Source organism: Ferdinandcohnia sp. SAFN-114 (assembly GCF_059415045.1).
Genome location: NZ_JBPFDQ010000004.1, coordinates 50,352 through 73,746 on the forward strand (window position 1 = coordinate 50,352; position 23,395 = coordinate 73,746).

At 40.0% G+C, this 23,395-nt stretch carries 16 protein-coding genes; 2 read left to right on the forward strand and 14 right to left on the reverse strand.

Features of this window, described 5'->3' with window-relative positions; genetic code table 11:
- Nucleotides 1–70: 70 nt before the first annotated feature.
- The 3 genes from ACR65M_RS02265 to ACR65M_RS02275 form a co-directional block, all read right to left on the reverse strand.
- Nucleotides 71–232 carry a hypothetical protein gene (locus tag ACR65M_RS02265; protein ID WP_440272437.1) on the reverse strand — a complete coding sequence of 54 codons (162 nt, stop codon included), beginning with the start codon at nucleotides 230–232 and terminating at the stop codon, nucleotides 71–73.
- Nucleotides 233–440: 208 nt separating this feature from the next.
- Nucleotides 441–1,208 carry a MerR family transcriptional regulator gene (locus ACR65M_RS02270; protein ID WP_440272438.1) on the reverse strand — a complete coding sequence of 256 codons (768 nt, stop codon included), beginning with the start codon at nucleotides 1,206–1,208 and terminating at the stop codon, nucleotides 441–443.
- A 133-nt stretch (nucleotides 1,209–1,341) separates the two neighbouring features.
- Nucleotides 1,342–4,425, reverse strand: a complete 3,084-nt coding sequence (locus ACR65M_RS02275) for an efflux RND transporter permease subunit (RefSeq protein ID WP_440272439.1) — start codon at nucleotides 4,423–4,425, stop codon at nucleotides 1,342–1,344.
- A gap of 98 nt (nucleotides 4,426–4,523) precedes the next feature.
- On the opposite strand from ACR65M_RS02275, the gene ACR65M_RS02280 reads away from it, so the two are divergent.
- Nucleotides 4,524–5,351 carry a TetR/AcrR family transcriptional regulator gene (locus tag ACR65M_RS02280; RefSeq protein ID WP_440272440.1) on the forward strand — a complete coding sequence of 276 codons (828 nt, stop codon included), beginning with the start codon at nucleotides 4,524–4,526 and terminating at the stop codon, nucleotides 5,349–5,351.
- Between the two features lie 59 nt (nucleotides 5,352–5,410).
- On the opposite strand, the gene ACR65M_RS02285 is transcribed toward ACR65M_RS02280, so the two are convergent.
- The 4 genes from ACR65M_RS02285 to ACR65M_RS02300 all read right to left on the reverse strand — a co-directional run bounded on the left by ACR65M_RS02285 (nucleotide 5,411) and on the right by ACR65M_RS02300 (nucleotide 10,184).
- Nucleotides 5,411–6,673, reverse strand: coding sequence for a glutamate-5-semialdehyde dehydrogenase (locus ACR65M_RS02285; RefSeq protein WP_440272441.1), 1,263 nt, complete (start codon nucleotides 6,671–6,673; stop codon nucleotides 5,411–5,413).
- 141 nt (nucleotides 6,674–6,814) lie between these two features.
- Nucleotides 6,815–7,936: a glutamate 5-kinase gene (proB, locus tag ACR65M_RS02290; RefSeq protein ID WP_341329687.1), complete on the reverse strand. Its 1,122-nt coding sequence runs from the start codon at nucleotides 7,934–7,936 to the stop codon at nucleotides 6,815–6,817.
- 95 nt (nucleotides 7,937–8,031) lie between these two features.
- Nucleotides 8,032–8,886: a pyrroline-5-carboxylate reductase gene (gene proC / locus ACR65M_RS02295; RefSeq protein WP_440272442.1), complete on the reverse strand. Its 855-nt coding sequence runs from the start codon at nucleotides 8,884–8,886 to the stop codon at nucleotides 8,032–8,034.
- A 320-nt stretch (nucleotides 8,887–9,206) separates the two neighbouring features.
- Nucleotides 9,207–10,184, reverse strand: a complete 978-nt coding sequence (locus ACR65M_RS02300; protein ID WP_440272443.1) for an asparaginase — start codon at nucleotides 10,182–10,184, stop codon at nucleotides 9,207–9,209.
- Between the two features lie 191 nt (nucleotides 10,185–10,375).
- Here ACR65M_RS02300 and ACR65M_RS02305 point away from each other — a divergent pair, with 191 nt between their 5' ends.
- Entirely contained in the window at nucleotides 10,376–11,086 is a 711-nt protein-coding gene (locus tag ACR65M_RS02305; RefSeq protein WP_341329684.1) for an MOSC domain-containing protein, read from the forward strand.
- Nucleotides 11,087–11,545: 459 nt separating this feature from the next.
- Here the strand turns inward: ACR65M_RS02305 and manA are convergent, their stop codons facing one another.
- The 7 genes from manA to ACR65M_RS02340 form a co-directional block, all read right to left on the reverse strand.
- Nucleotides 11,546–12,490 carry a mannose-6-phosphate isomerase, class I gene (gene manA / locus ACR65M_RS02310; protein WP_440272444.1) on the reverse strand — a complete coding sequence of 315 codons (945 nt, stop codon included), beginning with the start codon at nucleotides 12,488–12,490 and terminating at the stop codon, nucleotides 11,546–11,548.
- Nucleotides 12,491–12,568: 78 nt separating this feature from the next.
- Entirely contained in the window at nucleotides 12,569–13,462 is an 894-nt protein-coding gene (locus tag ACR65M_RS02315) for an ROK family protein (RefSeq protein ID WP_341329682.1), read from the reverse strand.
- A gap of 17 nt (nucleotides 13,463–13,479) precedes the next feature.
- Entirely contained in the window at nucleotides 13,480–14,385 is a 906-nt protein-coding gene (locus ACR65M_RS02320; protein ID WP_341329681.1) for an ROK family protein, read from the reverse strand.
- A gap of 133 nt (nucleotides 14,386–14,518) precedes the next feature.
- A complete protein-coding gene (locus ACR65M_RS02325; RefSeq protein WP_440272445.1) occupies nucleotides 14,519–16,801 on the reverse strand; it encodes a glycoside hydrolase family 3 N-terminal domain-containing protein in 2,283 nt (760 codons plus the stop codon).
- Nucleotides 16,802–16,846: 45 nt separating this feature from the next.
- Nucleotides 16,847–19,969: an alpha-mannosidase gene (locus ACR65M_RS02330; RefSeq protein ID WP_440272446.1), complete on the reverse strand. Its 3,123-nt coding sequence runs from the start codon at nucleotides 19,967–19,969 to the stop codon at nucleotides 16,847–16,849.
- Nucleotides 19,970–20,081: 112 nt separating this feature from the next.
- The gene (locus tag ACR65M_RS02335; RefSeq protein WP_341329678.1) at nucleotides 20,082–21,185 is read right to left on the reverse strand and encodes an FIMAH domain-containing protein; all 1,104 of its coding nucleotides are present in this window, start codon (nucleotides 21,183–21,185) and stop codon (nucleotides 20,082–20,084) included.
- A gap of 6 nt (nucleotides 21,186–21,191) precedes the next feature.
- Nucleotides 21,192–23,078 (reverse strand): endo-beta-N-acetylglucosaminidase, encoded by a 1,887-nt coding sequence (locus ACR65M_RS02340; protein WP_341329677.1) that lies wholly within the window; start codon nucleotides 23,076–23,078, stop codon nucleotides 21,192–21,194.
- Nucleotides 23,079–23,395: the final 317 nt, after the last annotated feature.

A 23,395-nucleotide genomic window follows, 5' to 3' on the forward strand; every position in this document is an offset into this window, starting at 1 on the left:
CAACACCTTATTCTGACTCAATTCTGCCATTTTCCTGTGCTCGCTGTCGCAATCAGCGCTCTATTCTGACTCAACTCAGCTGATTCCTTACTCGCTCTGTCACAATCAGCACCTCATTCTGACTCAACTCTGTCAATTTTCTGCTCTCGCTGTCATAATCAACACTTCTTTCCGACTCATCACAGACGTTTTCTTGCCCTCGCTTCGCAATAAACGCTCTATTCTGACTCAACCAGACAACTTCCCACTCTAGCTGTAGCAAGTAGTGTTCTTCTCGGATACCAAACAGTTGATACCCACACTTTCTGTCCGGATGGCAACACTACAATCTGGTAACACTTAGACAAATTCCTACACAATAACGTGCGAACTGAAACATTACTCTCTCAAAAAAAAGAGCGAGACCTCTAAGATCTCACCCCCAAAAAAACTCATCCACCTTATTCAGTCTTTTGCCCTGTATACACAACTATTGCATCTCTCAAGAATACTGCGGTTCCTGGCTGTTGTTTGTCATAATATGCTGTGAATCGTTCGTCATCGACATACATTTGCGCCAAGCCTGCATGCGCTTCTTTGCTATATTTTGGCCAAAAATACATGAGCCACTGCTTATGCAACTCAGCGGCTTTTTGGCCGAGTTCTCCAGCAGGATCGCCAGTCTTCATCGCATCACTTAAGGTTTCCATTAATTCCTCAGAAAGACGGGTTACCGCCTCATGATCCTCTTTGGACATATTCATGAACTTCTCGTTTGATTGTTTAACTGTTTCTTCACCATATATTTCACGGATTTCTTTTCCGTATTTTTTCTCATTTTCTTCGAGTGCCTTCTTTTTAAAGCCTTCGAATTTTTCTTGATCAGACATAATAACTCTCCCTTCTTTTTGCGCAATGGTTTTTTCAACATTGGCAATGAGTAGATCGATTTGTTTTCGTTTATCAAGGAGCTGCTCTCGATGTTCTTTGAGTGCTTTAGACTCATCAAAGGCAGGATTGGTCATAATTTGTTTGATATCTGTTAGATTGACCCCGAGTTCACGGTAAAAAAGAATTTGTTGTAGACGATCGATTTCATCTTGGCCATAAATTCGGTAACCTGATGAATTGATTCTTGCCGGCTTAAGAATCCCAATTTCATCATAGTACCTTAGAGTTCTTGTACTTACTCCTGCTAGTTTCGCTAGCTTTTGTACCGTATACTCCACCTCATCACCCCCTTGATAATTTCAATTTACACCTTTACGCAACGTTAAGGTCAATACAAAATTACGAAAAAATTTTTAAGGTGTGAATATAAAAGCCCCACAAGATATGTATAACCTTGTGGGGCCGGATTGATTAGTTTTCTTGAATGTTTTTACGGTCTTTCTTAAACATTTTAGACAAAATTTCGTAGACGATTGGTACGACTAGAAGTGTTAGTAGAGTTGAACTTGCGAGTCCACCGATAACGGTAATACCAAGCCCTTTCGAAATTAAACCTCCACCACCTTCGCCAAATAATAACGGGATTAGTGCACCCATTGTGGCAATTGCCGTCATTAAGATTGGACGTAAACGTGTGGCACCAGCCTCAAGAACAGCTTCACGCATTGTTAGTCCATCACGTTCCATATGAATGATTCGGTCTACTAAAACGATGGCGTTTGTAACCACTATACCGATCAACATCAACAGACCCATCATAACCGATACCGAAATGGTTTCGTCTGCAATCAATAATCCAACAAACGAACCAATAATTGCAAATGGCAAGGAGAACAGAATTGCAAATGGTGCAACTCCTTCACCAAATGTCACAACAAGGATGAAGTACACAATTGCAATTGCTGCGAGCATTGCAAGACCTAGTTGGGTAAATGTTTCAACCATATCTGCTTGAACACCGGCAATATCAAGTGTTACTCCTTTTGGAAGGTCTAGTTCTTCTACTTCTTCTCCAACCTTAGCTGTTACTTTTGAAATATCATCCCCAATAATAGATCCTGAAACGGAAGCATAGTACTCACCTTTACTACGAGCAAGTGTATTTAAGGTAGTACCTTCTTTAACCGTTACTAAATCAGAAAGAGGCATCGTTGCACCCATTGCTGTTGGTACTTGAGTTGCAAGAAGATCATCTATTGACTCTGGTGTAGCTACTTCTTCCTGCTGAACAATAACCTCCAATGTATTTCCATCTTTTTCAACAGTTGTGATAACCTCTTGTGAGCGGTCTGGATTTAGCATCATCACAATTTGACCAGTTGTAAGTCCATATTGTAATAATTCATCCTGTTCAACATTGAATGTGTACTCGACATATGCATCCTCAGCACTTGACGATACATCCTCTAAACCGTCTGCATCATTCATGACGCCTTCAACCATATCAACAGCATCATAAAGCTTATCTAAATCTTCACTATATAATGTATAACTAACTTCATTTGTGCTCATTGACATAGAAGAGAAATTCTGGCTCTTCCACTCACCCGATTGGCCAATATTAAACACGTATTCTTCAACTTCTTCGCGGACTTCAGGGAAGTTCTCCATTTCCGGATCGAAAATGAGGTACATGAGCGCACCGTCACCGCCGCCTCCCATCATTGCGGCCATTGGGTCGCCGCTTTCTGTTACAGAAACCTGAAGAATATCAATATCTTCTCGTTTTAATAACTCTTCTTCAACTGTTGCAACATTATCCAAGGTTTCATCTTTTAACTCACCAGTTCCTGGCGTATAAGTTAGATACATGACCTTTTCTTCTTCACTACCCATAAAACTAAAACCAATAAGCGGTGTTAATGCTAAGCTACCGACTAATAATAATATTGACAGTACTGACACAATAATTTTATGATTTAGCGACCAATTTAAAATACCTTTATACCAATTTGCAAGCTTACCTACTTCTTTATGCTTTGACTCTGTTTTTTCAACATAGAGCTGTTTTTTAAACAAAGTATGTGATAAAGCAGGAACGATCGTAATCGCAACTAACAAGGAAGCACCTAAGGCAAAAGTCATTGTTAATGCGAACGGCATGAACAATTCTCCAACCATACCACCTACAAAAATTAACGGTGCAAATACCGCAACCGTAACTAACGTGGAGGAAAGGATTGGTTTGAACATTTCAAGTGTTGCTTCACGTATTAAGGCACGGCCATTTAGCTTTTCTTCTTTTAAATGTAGTCTTCGATAAATATTTTCAACAACGACAATGGAGTCATCAATTACACGTCCGATTGCAACCGTAACTGCCCCTAGTGTCATTAAGTTCAATGTAATGTCCATCCACTTCAGTAACAATAATGCCATAAAAATGGAAACCGGAATGGATACAATCGAAATAATTGTTGATCTAAAATTACGAAGGAATAGTAGAATTATTAAGACCGCGATTAAACCACCAAATAGTGCTTTTTCTACCATTGTTGCAACTGATTTTTCAATTGGCTCTCCTTGGTCTAGTGAAACATCGATAACGAGACCTTCAATTCTTTCCTGCTCGTCTTCAATAAGATCCTTTACTTCATTTACCACATCCACTGTGTTTGCTCGTTGCTCTTTTACAATTTGAATTGCGATGGCGTCTTTTCCGTTCGTACGAGATACGGATTGAACACGTCCAACTTCTTCAATTGTCGCAATATCGCCAAGCTTCACAAATGGCTGTGGTTTATTTTCAGTAGGTGTAACAGGAATTAACATTTCCTTTAACTCATCTGCTGTCATGAACTTTCCGTCGATCGCAACAGCTTGTTCACCTTCTTTAAATTCAAAAAGTCCTAGTGATACTGACATATCACTTGCCTGGATTATCTGTTTGACCGAATCCTCTGTTAAGTCAAGCTCAGCCATTTTTTCAGTATTATAAGTAAGTTGTACTTCTTCAATATGCTGACCTGTGATTGTTGCTGATCCAACCCCATCAAGCTTTTCAATCTTTGGAAGTAAAACATCTTCAACTGTTGATGTTAATTCCACAATATCTTCTGTTTTACTACTCACACTTAATGCCACAACCGGCATCATATTCATGCTAATGGCAGTAATAACAGGCTCTTGTGCAGCTTCTGGCAATGTTACTGCATCTAACGCGGATTGAAGTGCACGGTTCGCCTCGTCCATATCCTCGCCATACTCATATTCAACTTGAATATTAGCCATGTTCGAATAGGAATTGGAATAAACAGATTTAACCCCATCAAGTCCCTCTACCGCTTTTTCAATTGGCATTGAGACATCTTCCATCACCTGTTCAGGAGTTGCACCTGGATATACATCCATAACCATTAGGAAAGGAATGGATATATCAGGAATCGTTTCTGTCTTCATTTGAGTACCTGAATAAATCCCAGATACCGTTATAATAATTGTTAATAACCAAACTGCTAGTTTATTTTTTAATACAAAGTTGGCTATACCTCTCACACTTACACCTACCCTAGATTGACTTATTAAACCCATTTATTTATAATAATGACCAATCAGTCATTTGTCAATGAAAGAAAACGGGAGAGAACCACGAAATGGTGAAAAAACAACTTATAATGGAAAAAGCGCTAGAGCTTTTCGCAAAGCAAGGTTTTGAGGCAACATCCGTACAGCAAATAACTGATCAGTGTGGGATTTCAAAGGGAGCTTTCTACCTCTCTTTCAAATCAAAAGATGAATTAATCATCGCCCTAATCGACCAGTTTATGGAGCAAATTTTTGCTAATATTGACCATTTAGTCAGAAACAAAAAAGATACAGAAAATCTTCTGTTTGAATATTATTATGTAAGCTTCCAGTCATTTAAAGAACACTCACATTTTGCGAATATCTTAATGAAAGAGTATACCCAGTCTCTTAACGAAAAATTAATTCTTAAAATGCATTATTATGACAAACTAGGTAATACAGTGATTCTCTTGATGATTGACCGCATTTATGGAGAAAAAGCAGAGCATATAAAATATGATCTACTCTATAGTATAAAAGGTTTTATGAGGATGTATTCGGAGCTCTTTCTGTATCAGCTTGTTCCACTGGATATTGACCTCCTGTGTCAGTCCCTAGTGGAAAAAACAGATTTATTAGCTCATGGCATGACCCTTCCTTTTCTAAAAAAAGAACTTATGGAATCATCCGGACAGGGTGAGATTACAAAGGAACAATTGATTTCGTTACTTGAGGAGAAAGTAAAAGAAATGGAAGATTCAATGGAAAAGGAATCCCTGCTGCTATTGCAAGAACAGGTGAATAAACGAACATATAGCCCTGCGATTATAAACGGACTCCTGTTAAACGTCCGGAACCATCCACATTGTAATTGGATCGCTCATTTACTCAGTTCCCATTTTAAGAAACAATAAATTTACCCCTTTCACCAAAAAACACGGCAGAATCCTATTTATTCTGCCGTGTTTCTTTATTATCTTATTTGTCCATTTCCGGTCATTAAGAATTTTACTGTTGTTAGTGCTGGTAGTCCCATCGGCCCACGTGCATGAAGCTTTTGAGTTGAAATACCAATTTCAGCACCAAACCCTAGGGCTCCACCGTCTGTAAATCGAGTTGAAGCATTATGATATAGAGAAGATGCATCGACAAGTTTCATAAACACATCTGCTACTTCTTGATTTTCTGTAATAACCGCCTCTGAGTGCTTTGTCCCATATTTTTCAATATGGTCAATTGCTTCGTGCACATCTTCAACAATCTTCATCGCAATATCCAAACTTAAATATTCATTTGCCCAATCCTCTTCACCTGCGGGGATTGCATTTGGGATAATTGATAGTGACTGCTCATCCCCATGCACTGTAATAGAATGTTCCTGTAATGTTTTCACAAGCGCATCCTTATGTTTTTGCAACCAGTCCTTATGTATAAGGACTGTTTCCGCAGCATTACAAACAGCCGGTCGATCTGTTTTTGCATTCACAAGGATTGGCAACGCCTTGTTGACATCAGCTCCAGAGTCAATATAGACATGGCAGTTTCCGACACCTGTTTCGAGTACAGGAACTGTTGCTTGTTTAACAACCGTTTGAATCAAAGAGGCCCCGCCGCGAGGAATAAGCACATCAATATATTCCTTCATCGTAAATAGCTGCCCGGTAGCTTCACGATCCGTACTTGCAATAAATTGAACAGCTTCCCTTGGTATCATCGTATGCTCTAGCGCATATTGAATAACCTCAACGATTGCTTTATTTGTGTGAATCGCTGATGAGCCGCCTTTTAAGATGATTGCATTTCCTGACTTTAACGCGAGCCCTGTTGCATCAACCGTTACATTTGGTCGTGCCTCATAAATCATCCCGATAACACCCAAAGGTACCGTTACTTTTTTCACCTGTAGGCCGTTTTCCAATGTCCAATCTGAAATAACTTGGTCTGTCGGGTCCTCCAAAGCAGCAACTTGTCGAAGTCCCTCTGCAAAATCAAAAATACGTTTCTTTGAAAGTGTTAGCCGATCCATGAATGCTGGCGTATATCCAGCTTCTTTACCTTTTTGCAAATCAACCTTATTAGCTTCTAAGATAATTTCAAAGCTTGCTTCTAAATGTTCAGCTATTATATACAATGCTCTATTTTTATCGTCAGTTGATAGAATACTCACTTGTTTGGCAGCTTTTTTTGCTTCACGTGCTTGATTTCTAATATCTACATTTTCCTTTACTAAAGTCACCTAATTCCTCCTTTAATCAATTGCGCCTTGGCGTATTTGATGCCCAGAGCTATTCGAGCCTGCTCGAAAAACTACTTCTAAAAATCTGTGGCAACGCCGGAGGCTTTGACTTTACTCAGTTGGGTTATCTACTGAATAAAGTCAAACTCCAATTGTGATTGGTGCATCTATATGGCAAACAAAATCTCCTATTTCCATAATGACAGTGGAATCTATTACTTGATCTCTTTGAGACTGTAGCATCCGTTCTAACTCATCTGAAGAGATTTTCACCAAACCTCTGGCAATTTCTTCTTCGCCCGTATCCACTACACGGACAACAGCGCCTTTTTCAAACCTACCTTCGACTTGAAGAATCTCCTTTAGCCGCAAGCTCTTCCGATTCTTCACAATTCTCTCTATTGCATCGGCATTGATGATTATTTCTCCCTTGGATCCTGAGTGAAAGGCAATCCACTTTTTCTTTTGATTAAGTATTGTCACTGATTTTTTACAAGAAAAAAACGTACCGGTCGCCTTTTCTTCCACGGCATCCACGATGATATTTTCTTTATTTGCATTTCCTAAAAAAGTTGAAATCCCAGACGCCATTGCAATTTTCACGGCTTCAATTTTAGACTTCATGCCACCTGTACCAACAGTACTTCCAGAACCACCTGCAGCATTCTCGATTTCATCCGTAATTTCAGACACTTGCTCTATTAACTTAGCATCCTCATGTACAGTTGGGTTTTTATCATATAAACCATCTATATCAGATAAAATGACCAGTTGGTCAGCATCCACTAAACCAGCAACTTTAGCCGCCAATGTGTCATTATCACCAAAGTTCAAACGCTCTGTCGAAAGCGTGTCATTCTCATTAACGATTGGAATAATCCCTCGGTCTAATAAAACATTCAATGTGTTGCGCACATTTTGATAACGTGATTCATCCAAAAAGTCGCTTCTTAAAATCAAGATTTGCGAAGCCACATAGCCGTGTGATAAAAATAGGTGGGAATAGGACTCCATTAATAATCCTTGACCAATCGATGCAGCTGCTTGTTTTTCTGACAATGAATCTGGGCGTTTAAGACAGCCGAGCTTTCTATATCCAGCAGCGACGGCCCCTGATGATACTAGAACAACCTCGTGCCCTGCATCCTTCAACTCAGCAATTTCATTCGTCAATTTTTCTAGTTTTATCTTACTAATTTCTCCATGACGGCTCGTTAACGAGCTACTTCCGACCTTTATAACAACTCTTTTTTCTATGGACATCCGATCAATCCTTATCTGTTTTGTTTTTGATTTGATTGCCGGACGATAATACTTTTACAAGCGCTTATCGCCCGTAAAAGGGTTTTATGCTTATGTTAAACAGCTTGAACTTTTTTCTCAGTAGTGCCTTCAAGCTGTGAACTGATTTCTTGGGAACGCTTTGCCGCATGTTTAATAGCTTGTGAGATCGCCTTACCGGCACCATTTTTTTCTAAGGCTGCTAAACCTGCAGCTGTTGTTCCATTTGGGGAAGTCACATTTTCCCGTAATGTGGTCGGTGTCTCATTCTGTTGCTGAATCATTTTTGCTGCTCCGACAATCGTTTGAGCAATAATTTCTCTTGTCACTTTTTCTTGTAATCCTGCCTTTTTCACTGTTGCTTCCATATGCTCCATTAGGTAATAAATATAGGCAGGTCCACTACCCGCTACTCCTGTAAACACATCCATTTGGTCCTCTGGAATCTCGTAAACTTCTCCAATTGATTCAAGCAGGTCTTTAGCCAGTAACATATTTTCCGTAGTAGTCGAGGAACCAGCTGAAATGGCTGTTGCAGACTCTCCAATCATGCTAGATGTATTCGGCATCACACGAATCACCTGTTGTCCCGCTGGTAAATGCTGCTCCATGTAAGTTGTGGTAATACCCGCTAGTACGGATAAAACGAGTTGGTTTGGTTGAAGTGAATCTTTGATGGACTGTAGTGCAACTTCTGCATCTTTAGGTTTCATTGCGAGGACGATAATATCGATATTTTGTAGGTTTAGATGTTTGCTTGTTAAACCTTTAATATAATAATTTTCTTCAAGCTGTTGTAGTCGTGCTGTATTCGAACGGTTGGTAACAAAAATCTGATTCGAAGGAACTTTTCCAGCCGCAACAATTCCTGATATCATTGCCTCTGCCATAGAACCTGCCCCTATAAAGGCGATTGTTTTTTCATGTAACATCAAATGTCTCCCTTGTGGTAAAAATTTAAGAACGTATTTATCGTAACATCTTAAAAACCATTATCAAGGGTATCTCGGAAAGTCATATGCATATGATTCAATTAGTGAGTGTAAACGCTACCAAACTAAGCTAATCACATCAAACCACCTTCTATCCGTTCAAAACATGCCTGAGCCAATAATTTGCCAGTTAGCGGGACAGGGGGATAGGTCCCTCATCCCAAAATGTTACAAACTACTACTAAAACCGACAAAAAGGACAGGTCCACCCTCTTTGCGAATTTCACAAATTACAAATGAACCTATCCTCTTCAAAGAATTTAATGATGAAAATGATCTTCATTTATTTCTTTTACGCCCGCAGCTATCAGAACGGCTAATTTAATTCTGGCCTTCTTGCTGTCATAATCACCAGCTAAAAGGACCCCCGTATTTTGCAAGGACCAGGCACTTCCTGGGAAGTCATAAACCGTCTTTACTTCCCCTTCCTCAGCACTTGTTGTGAGAATGACATATATTCCTTTTTCAACCGCCCTTTTTACACTTTCTAGGATATATGGTGGTGCATGACCTCTACCAGGAGCTTCTACAATAATTCCTTTAGCCCCATGTTCAGCCGCACAGTCTATAAATTTACCATCTGAACCAAGTGAGGTTTTTACGAGCTCAACAGAAGGTAATGAGTTTTTCAAAGTATATGTTTCTCGTTTCACAGGTTTTTGATAGATAAAGATTGTATCTTGATCCACAATTCCTAGGTAACCGAAGCCAAAAGACGTAAATCCATCTACGTTTGATGCATGTTTTTTCTTGATGTATCGCCCGGTGAATATTCTCTCATTAAATAAAGCAACCGTTCCAAGACCCCTACATTCTGGATATGCAGCTAATAGAATGGATTGGCGCAAGTTAACAAAAGCATCCGTTCCATTAACTTGAGGCCCCCGCTGTGATCCAGTGATTACAACTGGCCTTTCATCAGCAATAACTAAATCTAAGAAATATGCCGTTTCTTCTAATGTATCCGTCCCATGAGTGACTACGACTCCATCTATATCTGGGTTTTCAAAGACTTCTTCAATTTTTTCCTTCAAGGTAATTAAATGACCAAAGGTCATATGATTGCTAGGTATTTGAAAGACAGACAGCACATCAACATCTATATATGAAGGGAGATCACACATTTCAGATAGTTCTTCACCAGACATCACACCCGCTGTTAAAAGCCCCGTTACTGGATTTCGTTTACTGGCAATTGTCCCTCCTGTACTTAACATAATGATTCTTTTCTTATCCATGGTTACCCTCCTTCAATTTAAAACAACCATTAGAAACTATTAATTTAATAGTATAGTGCCCCTCTATCCGTTTCAATAGTTTGAATTAAAAGAAAGTAGTAAATATCTCTTCAGTATCCAACACGTTAAGCCATAATCGGACAGATTCCTCTCTTCAACCATGGTAAACTAAAACCAGAGGTGATAACGAAATGGAAAACCAACCATACATAAACCAATTATTTATTGGCAAACCCAAAACAATGGGTGACCCAAATGCGAAAAAGCTCATGGATAAAGAATGGACAAGTGGTATTTTTAAAGAGCCCATTCATTATCCGGTAATGCTTGGTAAAGAAGGTCTAACCGGAGATGGTCAAGCTGATTTAAAAAATCACGGCGGACCTGAAAAAGCCGTTCTTGCCTATGCAGCAATCCATTATGAAAAATGGCAAAGTGAATTAAACAATGATCAAATTGTCGCAGGAGCAATGGGAGAAAATTTCTCAATTGTGGGTCTTGATGAATTCAATGTTTGCATCGGGGATATTTATGAGGTTGGTGAGGCTTTGGTTCAAGTTTCACAACCACGTCAGCCGTGCTGGAAGCCTGCCCGTCGCTTTAAAATACTCGATTTTGCACTACGAATTCAAAAAAGTGGTCGAACCGGATGGTACTTCCGCGTTATCAAAGAAGGCATTGTTAAAGAACAAGATAAAATTAAGTTAATAGAACGCCCATACCCTGAATGGACCATTGCCAGTTGCAATGAAGTTATGCATGAAAAGAGAGATGATAAAGAGGCAGCAGCCAAACTTGCAGCCTGCATACACCTTGCAGCGAACTGGAAAGAAACATTAGCTAAACGACTAAAAGGTGAATCAAAATCAATTGAAAGCCGTGTTTACGGGCCAAATATTTAGGGGTAAACATAGTGTGAGTTTGGGACTCAAATTTTTGATAAAATGAAGGACATTACTAAGTGAAATCATGGATGAAATGTCCTTCATAACCTCGATGAAGACCATTTCAATCCAAAATCACTGATTTCTAACTGTTCTTTTTTTATAAAAGACGGTCATATATTCTCCGCGTCTTCCTCCTTGTCTTCCTAAGTCCACTCAGCCATAATCCGGTAGCATTAAGGCAAAGTCATTTACTTGGTAGAATAGATCCTCTTGGGTTTCAAGGAGGTCCGGAGACTTCATTTGTGATAATTTCTTTAAGAAGACTCATCCCTCACTTCCCATGGTATGGGAGAATATCGTTTGAATTTTTCAGATTGTAGGTCATTTGTCGTAAAATCAGGCATAACCGTGCTCCCTTTATATGATTTTTCAACAGCAAGCAGTTAGTTATTTTCGCATTACAGTTAGTTGATACTAAGGATGAGAAACAATTAGTTGGCATTTCCCGCTGATTTCAAACTCACCAAATCCAACTGGGATAATAAAATGCATACCCTTTTTCAAATTATATTCTTCTCCATTATGTAAAAGGGTTCCTTCACCATTTGCAACACTTAGAAGTAAATAGTATTCATTGAATGAGAACATGGCATCTCCATGTACATCCCATTTATATACGGAAAAAAACTCTGACTCGACAAAAGTAGTAATCGTAACATTTTCAAGTTCCTCAACATGTGGGGTAAACCCCATATCTTCATGTGGAACATTCGCTATCTCAATTGCCTTTTCTAAATGAAGTTCACGTAATTTCCCCTCGGCATCCCTACGGTCATAGTCGTACATCCGGTAAGTAGTGTCCGAGCTTTGCTGGGTTTCCAAGACAAGGGTTCCTTCACAAAGAGCATGAATCGTTCCACTTGGCACATAAAAGAAATCACCTGGCTTGATTTTCACTTTACGAAGTAGTTCGTCCCATTTACCTTCCTCGATTTGCTTAACTAGCTCTTCTTTAGAACTAGCATTATGGCCAAAAATCATTTGAGCATCCTGTTTGCAATCAAGAATATACCAGCACTCTGTTTTTCCTAAATCACCATTTTCATTTATCATTGCATAGGCATCGTTTGGATGTACCTGTACTGATAAATCCATATTCGCATCCAATATCTTTGTTAATAAAGGAAACACCACGCTTTCGGGGTTACCAAATAAGTCGGGGTGTTCCTGCCAAAGTTTGTCTAATGTCATTCCCTTAAAAGGACCATTCTCGACAACAGATTGTCCATTAGAATGCGCAGAAATTGCCCAGCATTCCCCAGTATTTTGGAATGGAATCTCATACCCATATTCCGTTTGTAACGCGGTACCACCCCAAATCCTCTCTTTAAAAATTGGTTTTAATAATAATGGTTCCATCGGGAAAAAACCTCCAGTGAATTTTGTTCATGTCTTTCAATATTCAGTGTTAACTGAATTTTTATTACGCTTAGTATCTTATTTTCTGGTTAAAAAGTGATGTAAAGCCCCTATCAAGTTAGCGTCATTATCAAATTGACAAGGTTCAACACTAATATCCGGTGTAGAGATCTCATTCTTTAATAGTTTTAGCTCATTATTAATGCCTTCAATTACATCCGGACGTTTGCTGATCCCCCCGCCGATTAGGATTTTCTCTGGGTCAAGTGCGTATTTTATATTATAGATACCAGCTGCAAGCCTCTTGTAAAAAAGAGTAATGCATTCTTTTGCAATGGGATCACCCTCTTCAGCCATCCGGAATACCTTTTCCCCGTTCAAGGTCCCATTTTCCAAGGATTTCTTATGTTCCGCCTCTTTGGCTAGAGCATTTGTTGAGGCAACTAGGCTCCAGGTTGATTTTAGGGGATTCCTCAACGGGTCGCCCATAATCATATAGCCAAACTCGCCCCCTTGTAAGGTGGCACCACGTAAAACGGTATGATTCATCACGATACTACCGCCAATGCCTGTGCCTATTACTATACAAATATAGTAATCTATTTCTTTTGCTGCTCCAATCCACCCCTCTGCCAATGCAGCGCAGTTCGCATCATTTTCAATCGACACATCCAGACCGGTCCGCTCCTTTATCAATTCTGTCAAACTAATACCGTGGATATATGGGATTGCGCTTGACCCACCGATATATCCATTTATCACATTAACCGCACCTGGTGAACTAATAGCAATCCCTTCAATTTCAAAGCCCTGTCGATATTCATTGGTGATTTCGGTAATCGTCTCCAGAAAACTCTCTAAACCTTCTTGCGGAGTAGGGATCTTTCCGCCTTCCAGCTTCAATCCGCGCTCGTTCATTACTGCATACTTAATAAAGGTACCACCTATATCAAATACCATATAAGAATTCATGGTCAGCCCTCCTGTTACTAAAAAGATGCTTGTTGAGTAAGCAGAGCAGCTCCAATGACACCAGCCTTTGTACCTAATGAAGCATCTACAATTTCAACTTTATGCTGCAGCTGTGGATATAAAAAGTCATTAACCCTTTCTAGAAGGAGTGGCATAATATAGTCTTTTGACTGCATAACTCCACCACCAAGAACGATGATGTGTGGATCAACAGTATGAACAATATTCGCAATGCCTTTTGCCAATGAGACTATCATTTGATCGACAATATTTCCTGCTTCCTCATTCCCATTCATTGCCATCTCAATTACCTCACCTGCATGGCCTGTAATCCTTAGTTGTTCTCTTCCACGCTGCTTAACTGCAGTTCCACTTGCCAGTGTTTCTAAGGCACCAACATTCAAGGCATGATGTGACGGTCCCTCACAATCTACAATTAAATTGCCTATTTCACCTGCACAGAAGTGTGCACCTTGAAGCAATTGCTTGCGGAATACAAACCCTCCGCCAACTCCTGTGCTAACAGTAATATAAAAAACAGACTCTTTTCCTTCCCCAGCACCAATGATGGCTTCTGCAAGTGCAGCTGCATTTGCATCATTATCAAGATAAACCTTTTTATTCAAAGCCTTTTCTAACATAGATACTATTGGAATATTATCCCACCCAGGTAAATTGTTTGGACTCAGGATTAATCCCTGTTTCACATCTAATGGGCCCGGGGACCCGATTCCAATTGCTTCGATATTTCGGTCTTGTAGGATTTTCTCGCAATGCTGAATCATTTGACCGATTATATAATTTGGTCCTTTATCACTTTCTGTTTTTATATTTATTTCTTCCATTAACTGACCTTCAGAAGTTACAACCGCAATTCTTAGGTTAGTTCCTCCCAAATCAATCCCTAGAAGATACTTCTCCATATCTGCCACTTCCCCTGTTATTTTGATAGATTCCACGGATCCTGGATAACTTAATTTCCCCAAGACAATTGGCTCTTTTTAATTGTTACTTTTTTCTCCTTATACTCAGTGGTTCCAAGTGAACCGGAATTAATTAGCTAATTATTAAGTCGGCACTTACAAAATCGATAGGATTTCCAACCTCAATTTCAATACATCCTTCCTCGATCCTATATTTATTTTGGCTGCTAAATACTTCCAATTCTTCCGTCCCCAGTTCAAACATTACTTCTTTTGTTTCTCCTGCTGCAATCCAAATCTTCTTAAATCCTTTTAATTCCTTTACTCTCCTCGTTATACTTGAACCCTTTCCTTTTATATAAAGCTGTATTACATCATAGCCATCACGGTCCCCTTTATTGGTGACTTCAACCATAATTTTGAATGTTTCCCCCGCTAAGAGTTTACAAACTGGGATGGACTGAATAGAGCAACGAAGATTATCATACGTGAATGTAGTATACGAAAGGCCATATCCAAAAGGAAATAATGCCTTCCCGGACATATCAAAATAATCTCTCTTGTATCCACCCTCCTTGTGATTATAAAATACAGGAATTTGCATGGAGGATCTTGGAATTGAAACAGGCAATCTTCCACTTGGATTGACTTTTCCAAATAAAACCTCTGCTATTGCCTGGCCACCCATTTGTCCTGGATACCATGCACTTAAAACAGCTGGGACATTTTCCGCCACCCACGGAATGGCATGCGGTCTTCCTTGTATCAAGACAACAACAGTTGGTGTTCCAGTCTGGATGATTCGCTGTAGTAGGTGTAGTTGCTGGCCACCTAATTCTAAATTAGCTATGTCAACATTTTCACCACAATCCATTTCTTCTTCTCCGGTTGTATTGATTACAGCACCATTAAGGTCAAATTGTGCATCAAAATTTCTTGCACTAGAACCACCTAAAACGACGACGGCAACATCCGAACTGTTAGCCAGATGAACTGCCTTTTCGATCCCTTCCGTATCTAGGGAACGAATGCCGCATCCTCTTTCATAAGCAACTTCTGCATCATTTGCTAATTCAGTAATCCCCTGTAGAACAGTGACAACTTTACCTTCTTGTTGAAACGGTGTATAATCTCCTAGCTGATTATAAACAGAGTCTGCATTAGGTCCAATAACTGCTATTTTTTTATTACTCCCTTTTATTGGTAATATCCCTTGATTTTTTAACAAGACAATTGACTGCCGTGCCGACTCAAGATTGATTTTTTGTGCTTGTTCCTGACTTATTGGGGTTTTTGTTTCTATAAAAGGATTTTCAAATAAACCCATTTTAAATTTAAGTGTCAAAACCCTTCTAACTGCATCGTCCAGCTTTTCTTCACTGACAAGACCTTCTCCAATGGCTTTTTCTAAAGTAGTATACACGTTGTCCCAAAGACTTATATCTACCCCATTTTCTAGAGCCAGCGCAGCAGCTGCTTCCTGACTTTGTGTTAATGGGACTAAAAGGTCTAGTGCACAACCATCTGCCATTACAGCCCCTTTAAATCCTGATTCCTTGCGTAGGATTTGGTTGAGAAGATACCCATTAGCATGACATGGGATTCCATCAATTTCATTATAAGCAGCCATACAAGCAAGAGCTCCTAATTTAATAGCTGCTTTCATTGGCGGAAGATGAATCTCCCTTAATTCTCTTTCTCCTATCGATGCAGGGGCTGCATTATGCCCCCCTATTCCATTACCTTGAGCTGTAAAGTGTTTAAGAACAGCAATCATTTTACCTTCCGGAATGATATCACTTTCTTCCCCTTGCATCCCTTTTACAACCGCTTCTGTTAATCGAGAAGTAAGATATGGATCTTCACTGAAACACTCTTCCGATCTTCCCCATCTAGGATCCCGAAGGATATCCAATGTCGATACAAGTCCTAAATGAGCACCTTTTGCTCTGATTTCGTTTGCAACAGCTGCTATCAGTTTTTCATGTAATTCGGTATTCCACGTCGCACCAATTCCCAAGTTTACAGGAGTTATCATGCTATCTAATCCTTGATGACCATGGGGGCACTCTTCGGAAAGAAGGACAGGAATCCCCAACCTGGTATGTTCCTTTACATATTGTTGAATCATATTAGCCACTTCGGCACTTGAATCTTTGGCAATCCCATTTTCAAAATTGATTGATGACCAAGGATCGGAACGGAATAACCCATAAAGGACTCCGATCCCATCCCACCGTTGAACATGCTCTTTAAACTTCTCCGTTAGTTCGTATCCGGTGTCAGTTTTTCTGTAGACTTCCCAACCATATAATTTTTGGTTGACCTGTCCAACCTTTTCCTTTAAAGTCATGCCTGTCAGTAACGTCTCTACTTGATCATCTATTTTTTCGTTTGCAGTATTATAATGTTCCATTTTTCCACCTAACTATTGTAGTATTTTCAAACTTACCCCACTGTACTAGGTTAATAGAATCGTTTTTACCTCAAATGGCTTCAGTGATGTAGTTAGTTTATTCCCTTGTACCGAAATTCCCACCGGTTTCTCTTCCAACAGATTGGTTTCATATGCGGAATGAACCTGCCCTGACATAGATAATTGAACTTTCTCTCTGCCCCCGCTGGATTCATACATTCTAAGCGTAAGCCCCGTACCATCCTCTGACTGCTTAACCGTATCAAGAATGACCTGTTTAGACTCTGTCTTAATAAAGGAATATGAACTTGGAAGACTCCCCTCATGGGCTGAAGTACGGAAAACAACAGCTGGGTGATTCAACTCATACCCTCTCTTGACTACATCAGCATCTCTCCAGTCACCTTCATGCGGAAGAAGGGAGTAGGTAAATTCATGATTCCCCTGATCTGCCCCCCGGTCAGGCCATTTTGGTGCCCGTAACAATGATAAGCGCAGAACATTTTGTTTCACGTCATACCCGTACTTGCAATCATTCAATAAACTGACTCCATAATTGTGTTCAGAAAGATCGGCAAAGCGATGGCCGCATACTTCAAACTGTGCTTGCTCCCAGCTAGTATTTGAATGTGTTGCTCTTTCAACCGATCCGAACGGAATCTCAAACGTGGCTTTATTACTAACCACATCGACAGGAAAAGCGACCTTCAATAATTTGTGATCCTCCCGCCAATCGACTCTTGTTTGGAAATCAATTCGCCTACTGTGGTGGTATAAAACCATATCTTGTTCAATGGTTGATTGTGCTAACTGCCATTTAAACCAAATGACGTCCTTCGTTGCCCCTGTTCGGATGCCTTGTTCAAGAAGGACAACCTTCTCCGCAGGCTGATCTTCAAATTTGGGATCGATATCCCATGCATCCCAAAGCATCGGGCGGTCATGGAATAGCTGGAACTCGTTAGCGGCTCCGCCATTGCATTTGACTTCACGCTGGGCTTTTTTATCATATAGACGGGAGATTTCCCCCTTTTCATTCCATTCGACCAGATAATATTCTGTTTCCCACTCGCGGCCTATATCCTCTTGCTCTTCGATGACTTGTTTCTCCAAATCTTTTAGCCATATGACTACATAGCCTAGTTCTGGAATATCAGGAACGTAAACAGTTAATTCGATTTGGCCATCCCCCTTTTGAATAAAGTCCGCTGGAAGTTCTTCACCATCCAGATTTACTGCTCCCTTTCCTACTAATTCAGGTCCGCCAACAATTTTTACTGTTTCAGATCTCTTCCAGGATAAACTATTAAATAGGACGATTGGTAACCCGTCACCATTGGTGTCTATTTGTTTCTCCAATGCCTGCAAAGCTTCCTTTCTCGTCTTTTCCCCGTATTCAAAAACTTTCTTGTAATCAGACTCTGAATCCACATATACCTCTGGAATGGATGAGCCTGGAATAATATCGTGGAATTGGTTTAGAAGAAGCAATTTCCACCCTTCTTCCATTGACGAAGGAAGGTTTGCTCCAGCGAAGTGTACAGCTAAACTGCTCCAAATTTCTGCATCTCGATAAAGGACTTCCGCCTTACGATTCCATTTCTTATTCCGGGCATGTGTTGTGTATGTTCCGCGATGAAGCTCGAGATACATATCTCCAACCCATGTAGGGAGTTGTGTGTTTACCTCGCTGATCCCATCAAAAAATTCGTGTGCTGTACTGTTTATCACTTCTGGCAGGCCAGGTAGTGAGGCCGAACGGTCAATATAATCAATCATTTCTTGTGTAACACCGCCGCCACCATCCCCATGTCCATAAAGAAGCATTTGTTTAGGATAGACATTCTTTTGCTTAAAGCTATTCCAGTGGTCATGGATTTCTTGAGGATGCGTATATTCATTTAATCCATGGTTCAAATATGAGAGAATCCTAGTTCCGTCGATACCTTCCCAGTAAAATAAATCATAAGGAAATGAATTGGTATCATTCCAATTCATTTTTGTTGTCATAAAATAGTCAATTCCAGCACCTTTTAATAATTGCGGCAGGGATGCACAATAACCAAATGTATCCGGAAGCCACTCAATTTTAGGCTGGACCCCGAATTCATCCTTGTAAAATTTCATCCCATATAATAACTGACGGACTAAAGATTCACCTGATGGCATATTTAAATCAGGCTCAACCCACATACCTCCGACAACCTCCCAGCGCCCCTCAGCAATATGCTTTTTCACTCTGTTATAGATTTCAGGGTAATGTTCCTTTACAAAAGCATAGGCTTGGGGCTGACTCTGTGCATAGGTGAAGTTTGTATTCTCCTCCAGCAGGGTACTCATCGTCGAAAAGGTCCTGCTGCACTTGCGAATGGCTTCCTTTACTGGCCAAAGCCATGCAAGATCAATATGGGACTGACCTACCATTAAGATTTGGCCATGGGTGTTGCCTGCCAAATCGGATAGCTTTTTCTTGATACCTTCTTCTATACCTTCAACCCATGAACTATTTAATAAAGCCTCTGGCTTTTCAATCAGGATTATTTTTTCTGCCTCTGTCAAAGAATCGATGATTTTGAATCTTCCCATATCACCTTCTGGCAGTAATTTAGCCGTCTCATAGTAGGCCTTCACAGTTGCCAACAGACTTTGGACAGCCGTGTTCGGAAGATCAATGCTTCCTTTAAGAAGGGTGAGGGGGGGAGGATCAAATTCGGCTGGTTCATTCTGATAATTTAACTCGTCTTGCGTTTGGCCAGCATAGTTAAATAGTTCTATTTTAATGTTGATTTTTTCTTTCCCCCACGCTTTCTCCGGAAAAGGAACATAGCTTCGGTTACGGTCAATTCCATGATAAGGCATATCATCTAACGAAACCAATGCCTCATGAAGAGTCCTAAGACCCTTGGCACCGGGTAGAAAAGTTAGTCCCATTGGTCGATACCGCCATTCAATTGGGATTGATACCTCTTTTTCCAAAAACATGGTTGTGCCTGAATCGACTAACCAATCACCTTCATTAATAAGTAGGGGTTCCTCAGATTCGAATTCATATTTTTCCGGCTCTATATATTTGCCGCGCTTTGCGCGCCAATCTTGGATCTGGATGGATTCCAGATTTTCGTGATTTGATAAATATTGAATAAATCGCTGAATTGTCTGCAATGTCAAAGTCGTTTCCTCCCAAGCTATTAATCTTAAAAAATACAGAGTATGGCAGACCATTTTTGTATCTGCCATACTGCACCATAGTAATCTTTACTTAACGTACGCTAGCAGCCGTTTATTCCGACCATGTTCTTAGTAAATAGTCCGCACTAGCTTTTAACATATTCTTTGTGTCTTCAGAAACATCTTTCACTTGGTTACGGTCAATGGTATCCTTAAATTTTTCCAAGTGAGTTGCCGCTTGCTTCATACGACCGCTGTCATAATGTTTTTTCGCACTCTTCAATGTTCCCGTTAACTGTTTGCCGGCTGTTTCGGCCAATTCCTCTTTCTCAACCAATCCGTTGATTACACCATAAATCTCATCCAAGGTAATTCTGACAACAGTACTGACTCTATTGCCAGTATAGTCTTCCATCACAAATTCAAGGATACTGTCCGTTGATTGAGTTTGGAATGTGAGCTCATTTAAATGTGTGCGTCCGCGAATAATATAAGGTTTGCGTCCTTGACTGTAAGTTGTATTAAACGTTTTGGCTTCTCCATTTTCATAAATATACAGGTAATGCCAATCTCTTGCTTCAGGTAACTCCCACGTAACGGAATTCCCTTCAATTGTGACTTTTTCTGCCGAATATGCTTCTATATATTTGTCAATAAACGTGCCCTGGTAGCTTATCCAGTCATGGCTGTTAATTTTTATTTTCAAATGATATTTATCCCCGTTAATTGGCATATTGGATAGTTTTACTTCTGTTTTGCCTTTGCTAACAGTGACAATCCTATTGACTTCTTTGGCATAATCGTAATCTGTAGAAATATTTATAGTAGTCTTTCCATTGACATCCTTAGGATTCTCCCACGATACTACCATATCACCCTTATCCGTTTGGGTAGCTTTAATGTTACGAACTCCTTTAGTTAAGTCGTAATGAACAACCGCAGGATCACTTTCTTGACCATCTTGACTCACGGCTGTCACAGAAACCTCACCTGATAATCCCTTCAGGTTTTTGATATAAAACACTTCATCATAAATCCCACCAACATAAGCTCCGTTATTATAGATATTGTATTGATTGACTTCATCATATCCTTTTAAATCCCATGAAATATACATTTCATTGGAATCGCGGAGAGCTTTTGTTATCTGCAGACCGGTTGGTGCCTCTGGTTTTGCAATCGATCCATCGGTAATCTTTACTTGCCCAATATTCATCTGGTACTAATCAACCGCTACATCGCCATTTTCAAAAACTAGCCCAAATGCAGCAATCTCTTTACCTGCATATTGAGATAAGTCAATTTTTGCTGTTACCCAGCCATCGGTCCGTTTACCCGAGTTGGATACTGCCAGTTTTACTACCTCTTCAGGAGAGTCCTTAAAGTGTAAACCGATACTCATAACGGATGTGTCATCTTGTGAGGTTTTCTGATACGTAAGTGAGAATTCGGAACCCTCTTTTACCTGCAAATCGGTCTTATAGAGGCGTAGGTAGTTTTCAGCATCTAATGTACCGTTAACTACAAGCGAGTTACCTCCGTTATAGGCACCTACCTTTTCATAATCGTAGCGTGGACCTGCATTGTAGTTAGGACCAAAATCAAAATCTACCTGTAGTGGTGTACCTGTCGTATCAATCCACCACTGCCAAGTAATAGGAATATCCTGAATATTAATATTGGACCATTCTTCAGAATTGCTGACCTTTCCATCGACATAATAGGCCAACCCACGGCCAATGTTAAAATTGGATACAAAATTGGAGCCTTGAATAACACTTCGTTCCGCTATATATGCAGCAACGCCATCCCAGTTGTCTCCTTTTGCTGCTACATCAGACAGGTCAACGTCTGCATTTCTGCCAGTACGGGTTGGGTCCTGATTCGGACCAGTCCACCATGCACGATCACGAATGAACGACATCCATTGATAATCGCTGTTATTCCTCCGCATCGTATCTTCTCCGCCAAGGTCCTCATCTAATCCGTGATGTGTAAAGTCGGAGCCAAGCATTGCAATACTATTCATCAGTTTTCCACTTTCATCTAAATTATTTCGTAAATCATTCCGGTGTTTTTTAAATCGGTCGCCGCCAGCCTCAACACCTGCAAATACCGTTTCAAGGGGATCTAAACCTAAACTCTCTGCATGTGCTTTAGAATTTTTCATCTTGTCATTATTCCAAAGGTAGTTTAAGAAAATTGAATGGGCAAGATCGCCATATTGTGGGTCCTTTAAAAAAGGACTATTAACCTCGGTAAACTCATTTTCGTATCTCGTTTTGCCAGTTTCATTATGGACGGAATCATACCACTGGACATATAGACCACTATTTCTCAACACCTTTAAAAACTCTTTATATGTAGGGATATCCTCGACCGCTACCCCGGTAATCTCTTCTTGGTTAAAGAAATAACCATCAAAACCAAAATAACCAGCAATTTCAATCAATTTTTCAGCAGCAGGGAAATTTCCATTCTCATCCTTAACAAACATTTGTGTATAGGTTTGAGGTCCCCTGTCATTGCTTGAGAAGAAAATAACGGCAAGAGATTTTACCCCGTTTTTATGTGCGGCATTTGTGTAAGCAGGATTTGGAATGTTTAATACACCAAATTCAAACCATCTTTCATACCACGGTAGGCTAGGATTATATAAGTCTCTCGGAACATCCGCCGACGCCATTCCGTGCCAGTAGGAATAATAGTCTGTATACTGCCAGAATGGAAACGTGTATTCCCCAAATTTATTCGTATAGGCCGTACTATCCATAAAGGAATTCCCATAATCACCAGCAAGATTAAACATTTGTGTTTCCTGGCTCAATTCAGGGTTTGCCTGTGTAGAGGCAAACGGTTCAATTCTTTCTTGTAATGGTACTTTCGCCCTTAGCATTTCGGCATATTTATCCGTTTTCGGGTCCCATTCGATAATGTCATTTGCTGTATACCCATGCTGTGTAGGCTGATTTAATCCAGTTGCACTTTTGCCTGTATACGGTAGTGTGTCCCCTGCCAAAGCCGTAGATGAAAAGCTAATCTGCAAGATAAGAAGCATAGAAAGTGTTACGATTAATGTTTTTTTTATTCTTCCCAATCGAGAAAACATTCTTTTTCCTCCCTTATTTATAAACTGCTGTAGTTTGCGCAAAAGAAGTAAATTAATCTCACTCTGTTCTAACCAATGGCACCCTTACAAATGACTCTCTGTGTAATGCATCACGCGAATGAATGACTAATAAGTTTCACCGTCCTTTTATACATAAAAGATTCGTTTAATGCCCTAAGCGACATTGATGTAAGCCCTTCCATCATTTTAGCAGTACTTTACTGTCCATCCTATTGGTAAAAACATAGATTCATTGGTTAAAATAAAGAACACTGTGGATCAAGAAAAGATTGATATATACATAGAAAAAAACGTAC

Coding starts and splice junctions, on each gene's coding strand:
- ACR65M_RS02280 (WP_440272440.1), top strand. CDS start 4,524: ATGGTGAAAAAACAACTTATAATGGAAAAAGCGCTAGAGCTTTTCGCA.
- proB (WP_341329687.1), bottom strand. CDS start 7,936: ATGTCCATAGAAAAAAGAGTTGTTATAAAGGTCGGAAGTAGCTCGTTA.
- proC (WP_440272442.1), bottom strand. CDS start 8,886: ATGTTACATGAAAAAACAATCGCCTTTATAGGGGCAGGTTCTATGGCA.
- ACR65M_RS02300 (WP_440272443.1), bottom strand. CDS start 10,184: ATGGATAAGAAAAGAATCATTATGTTAAGTACAGGAGGGACAATTGCC.
- ACR65M_RS02305 (WP_341329684.1), top strand. CDS start 10,376: ATGGAAAACCAACCATACATAAACCAATTATTTATTGGCAAACCCAAA.
- manA (WP_440272444.1), bottom strand. CDS start 12,490: ATGGAACCATTATTATTAAAACCAATTTTTAAAGAGAGGATTTGGGGT.
- ACR65M_RS02315 (WP_341329682.1), bottom strand. CDS start 13,462: ATGAATTCTTATATGGTATTTGATATAGGTGGTACCTTTATTAAGTAT.
- ACR65M_RS02320 (WP_341329681.1), bottom strand. CDS start 14,385: ATGGAGAAGTATCTTCTAGGGATTGATTTGGGAGGAACTAACCTAAGA.
- ACR65M_RS02325 (WP_440272445.1), bottom strand. CDS start 16,801: ATGGAACATTATAATACTGCAAACGAAAAAATAGATGATCAAGTAGAG.
- ACR65M_RS02335 (WP_341329678.1), bottom strand. CDS start 21,185: ATGAATATTGGGCAAGTAAAGATTACCGATGGATCGATTGCAAAACCA.
- ACR65M_RS02340 (WP_341329677.1), bottom strand. CDS start 23,078: ATGTTTTCTCGATTGGGAAGAATAAAAAAAACATTAATCGTAACACTT.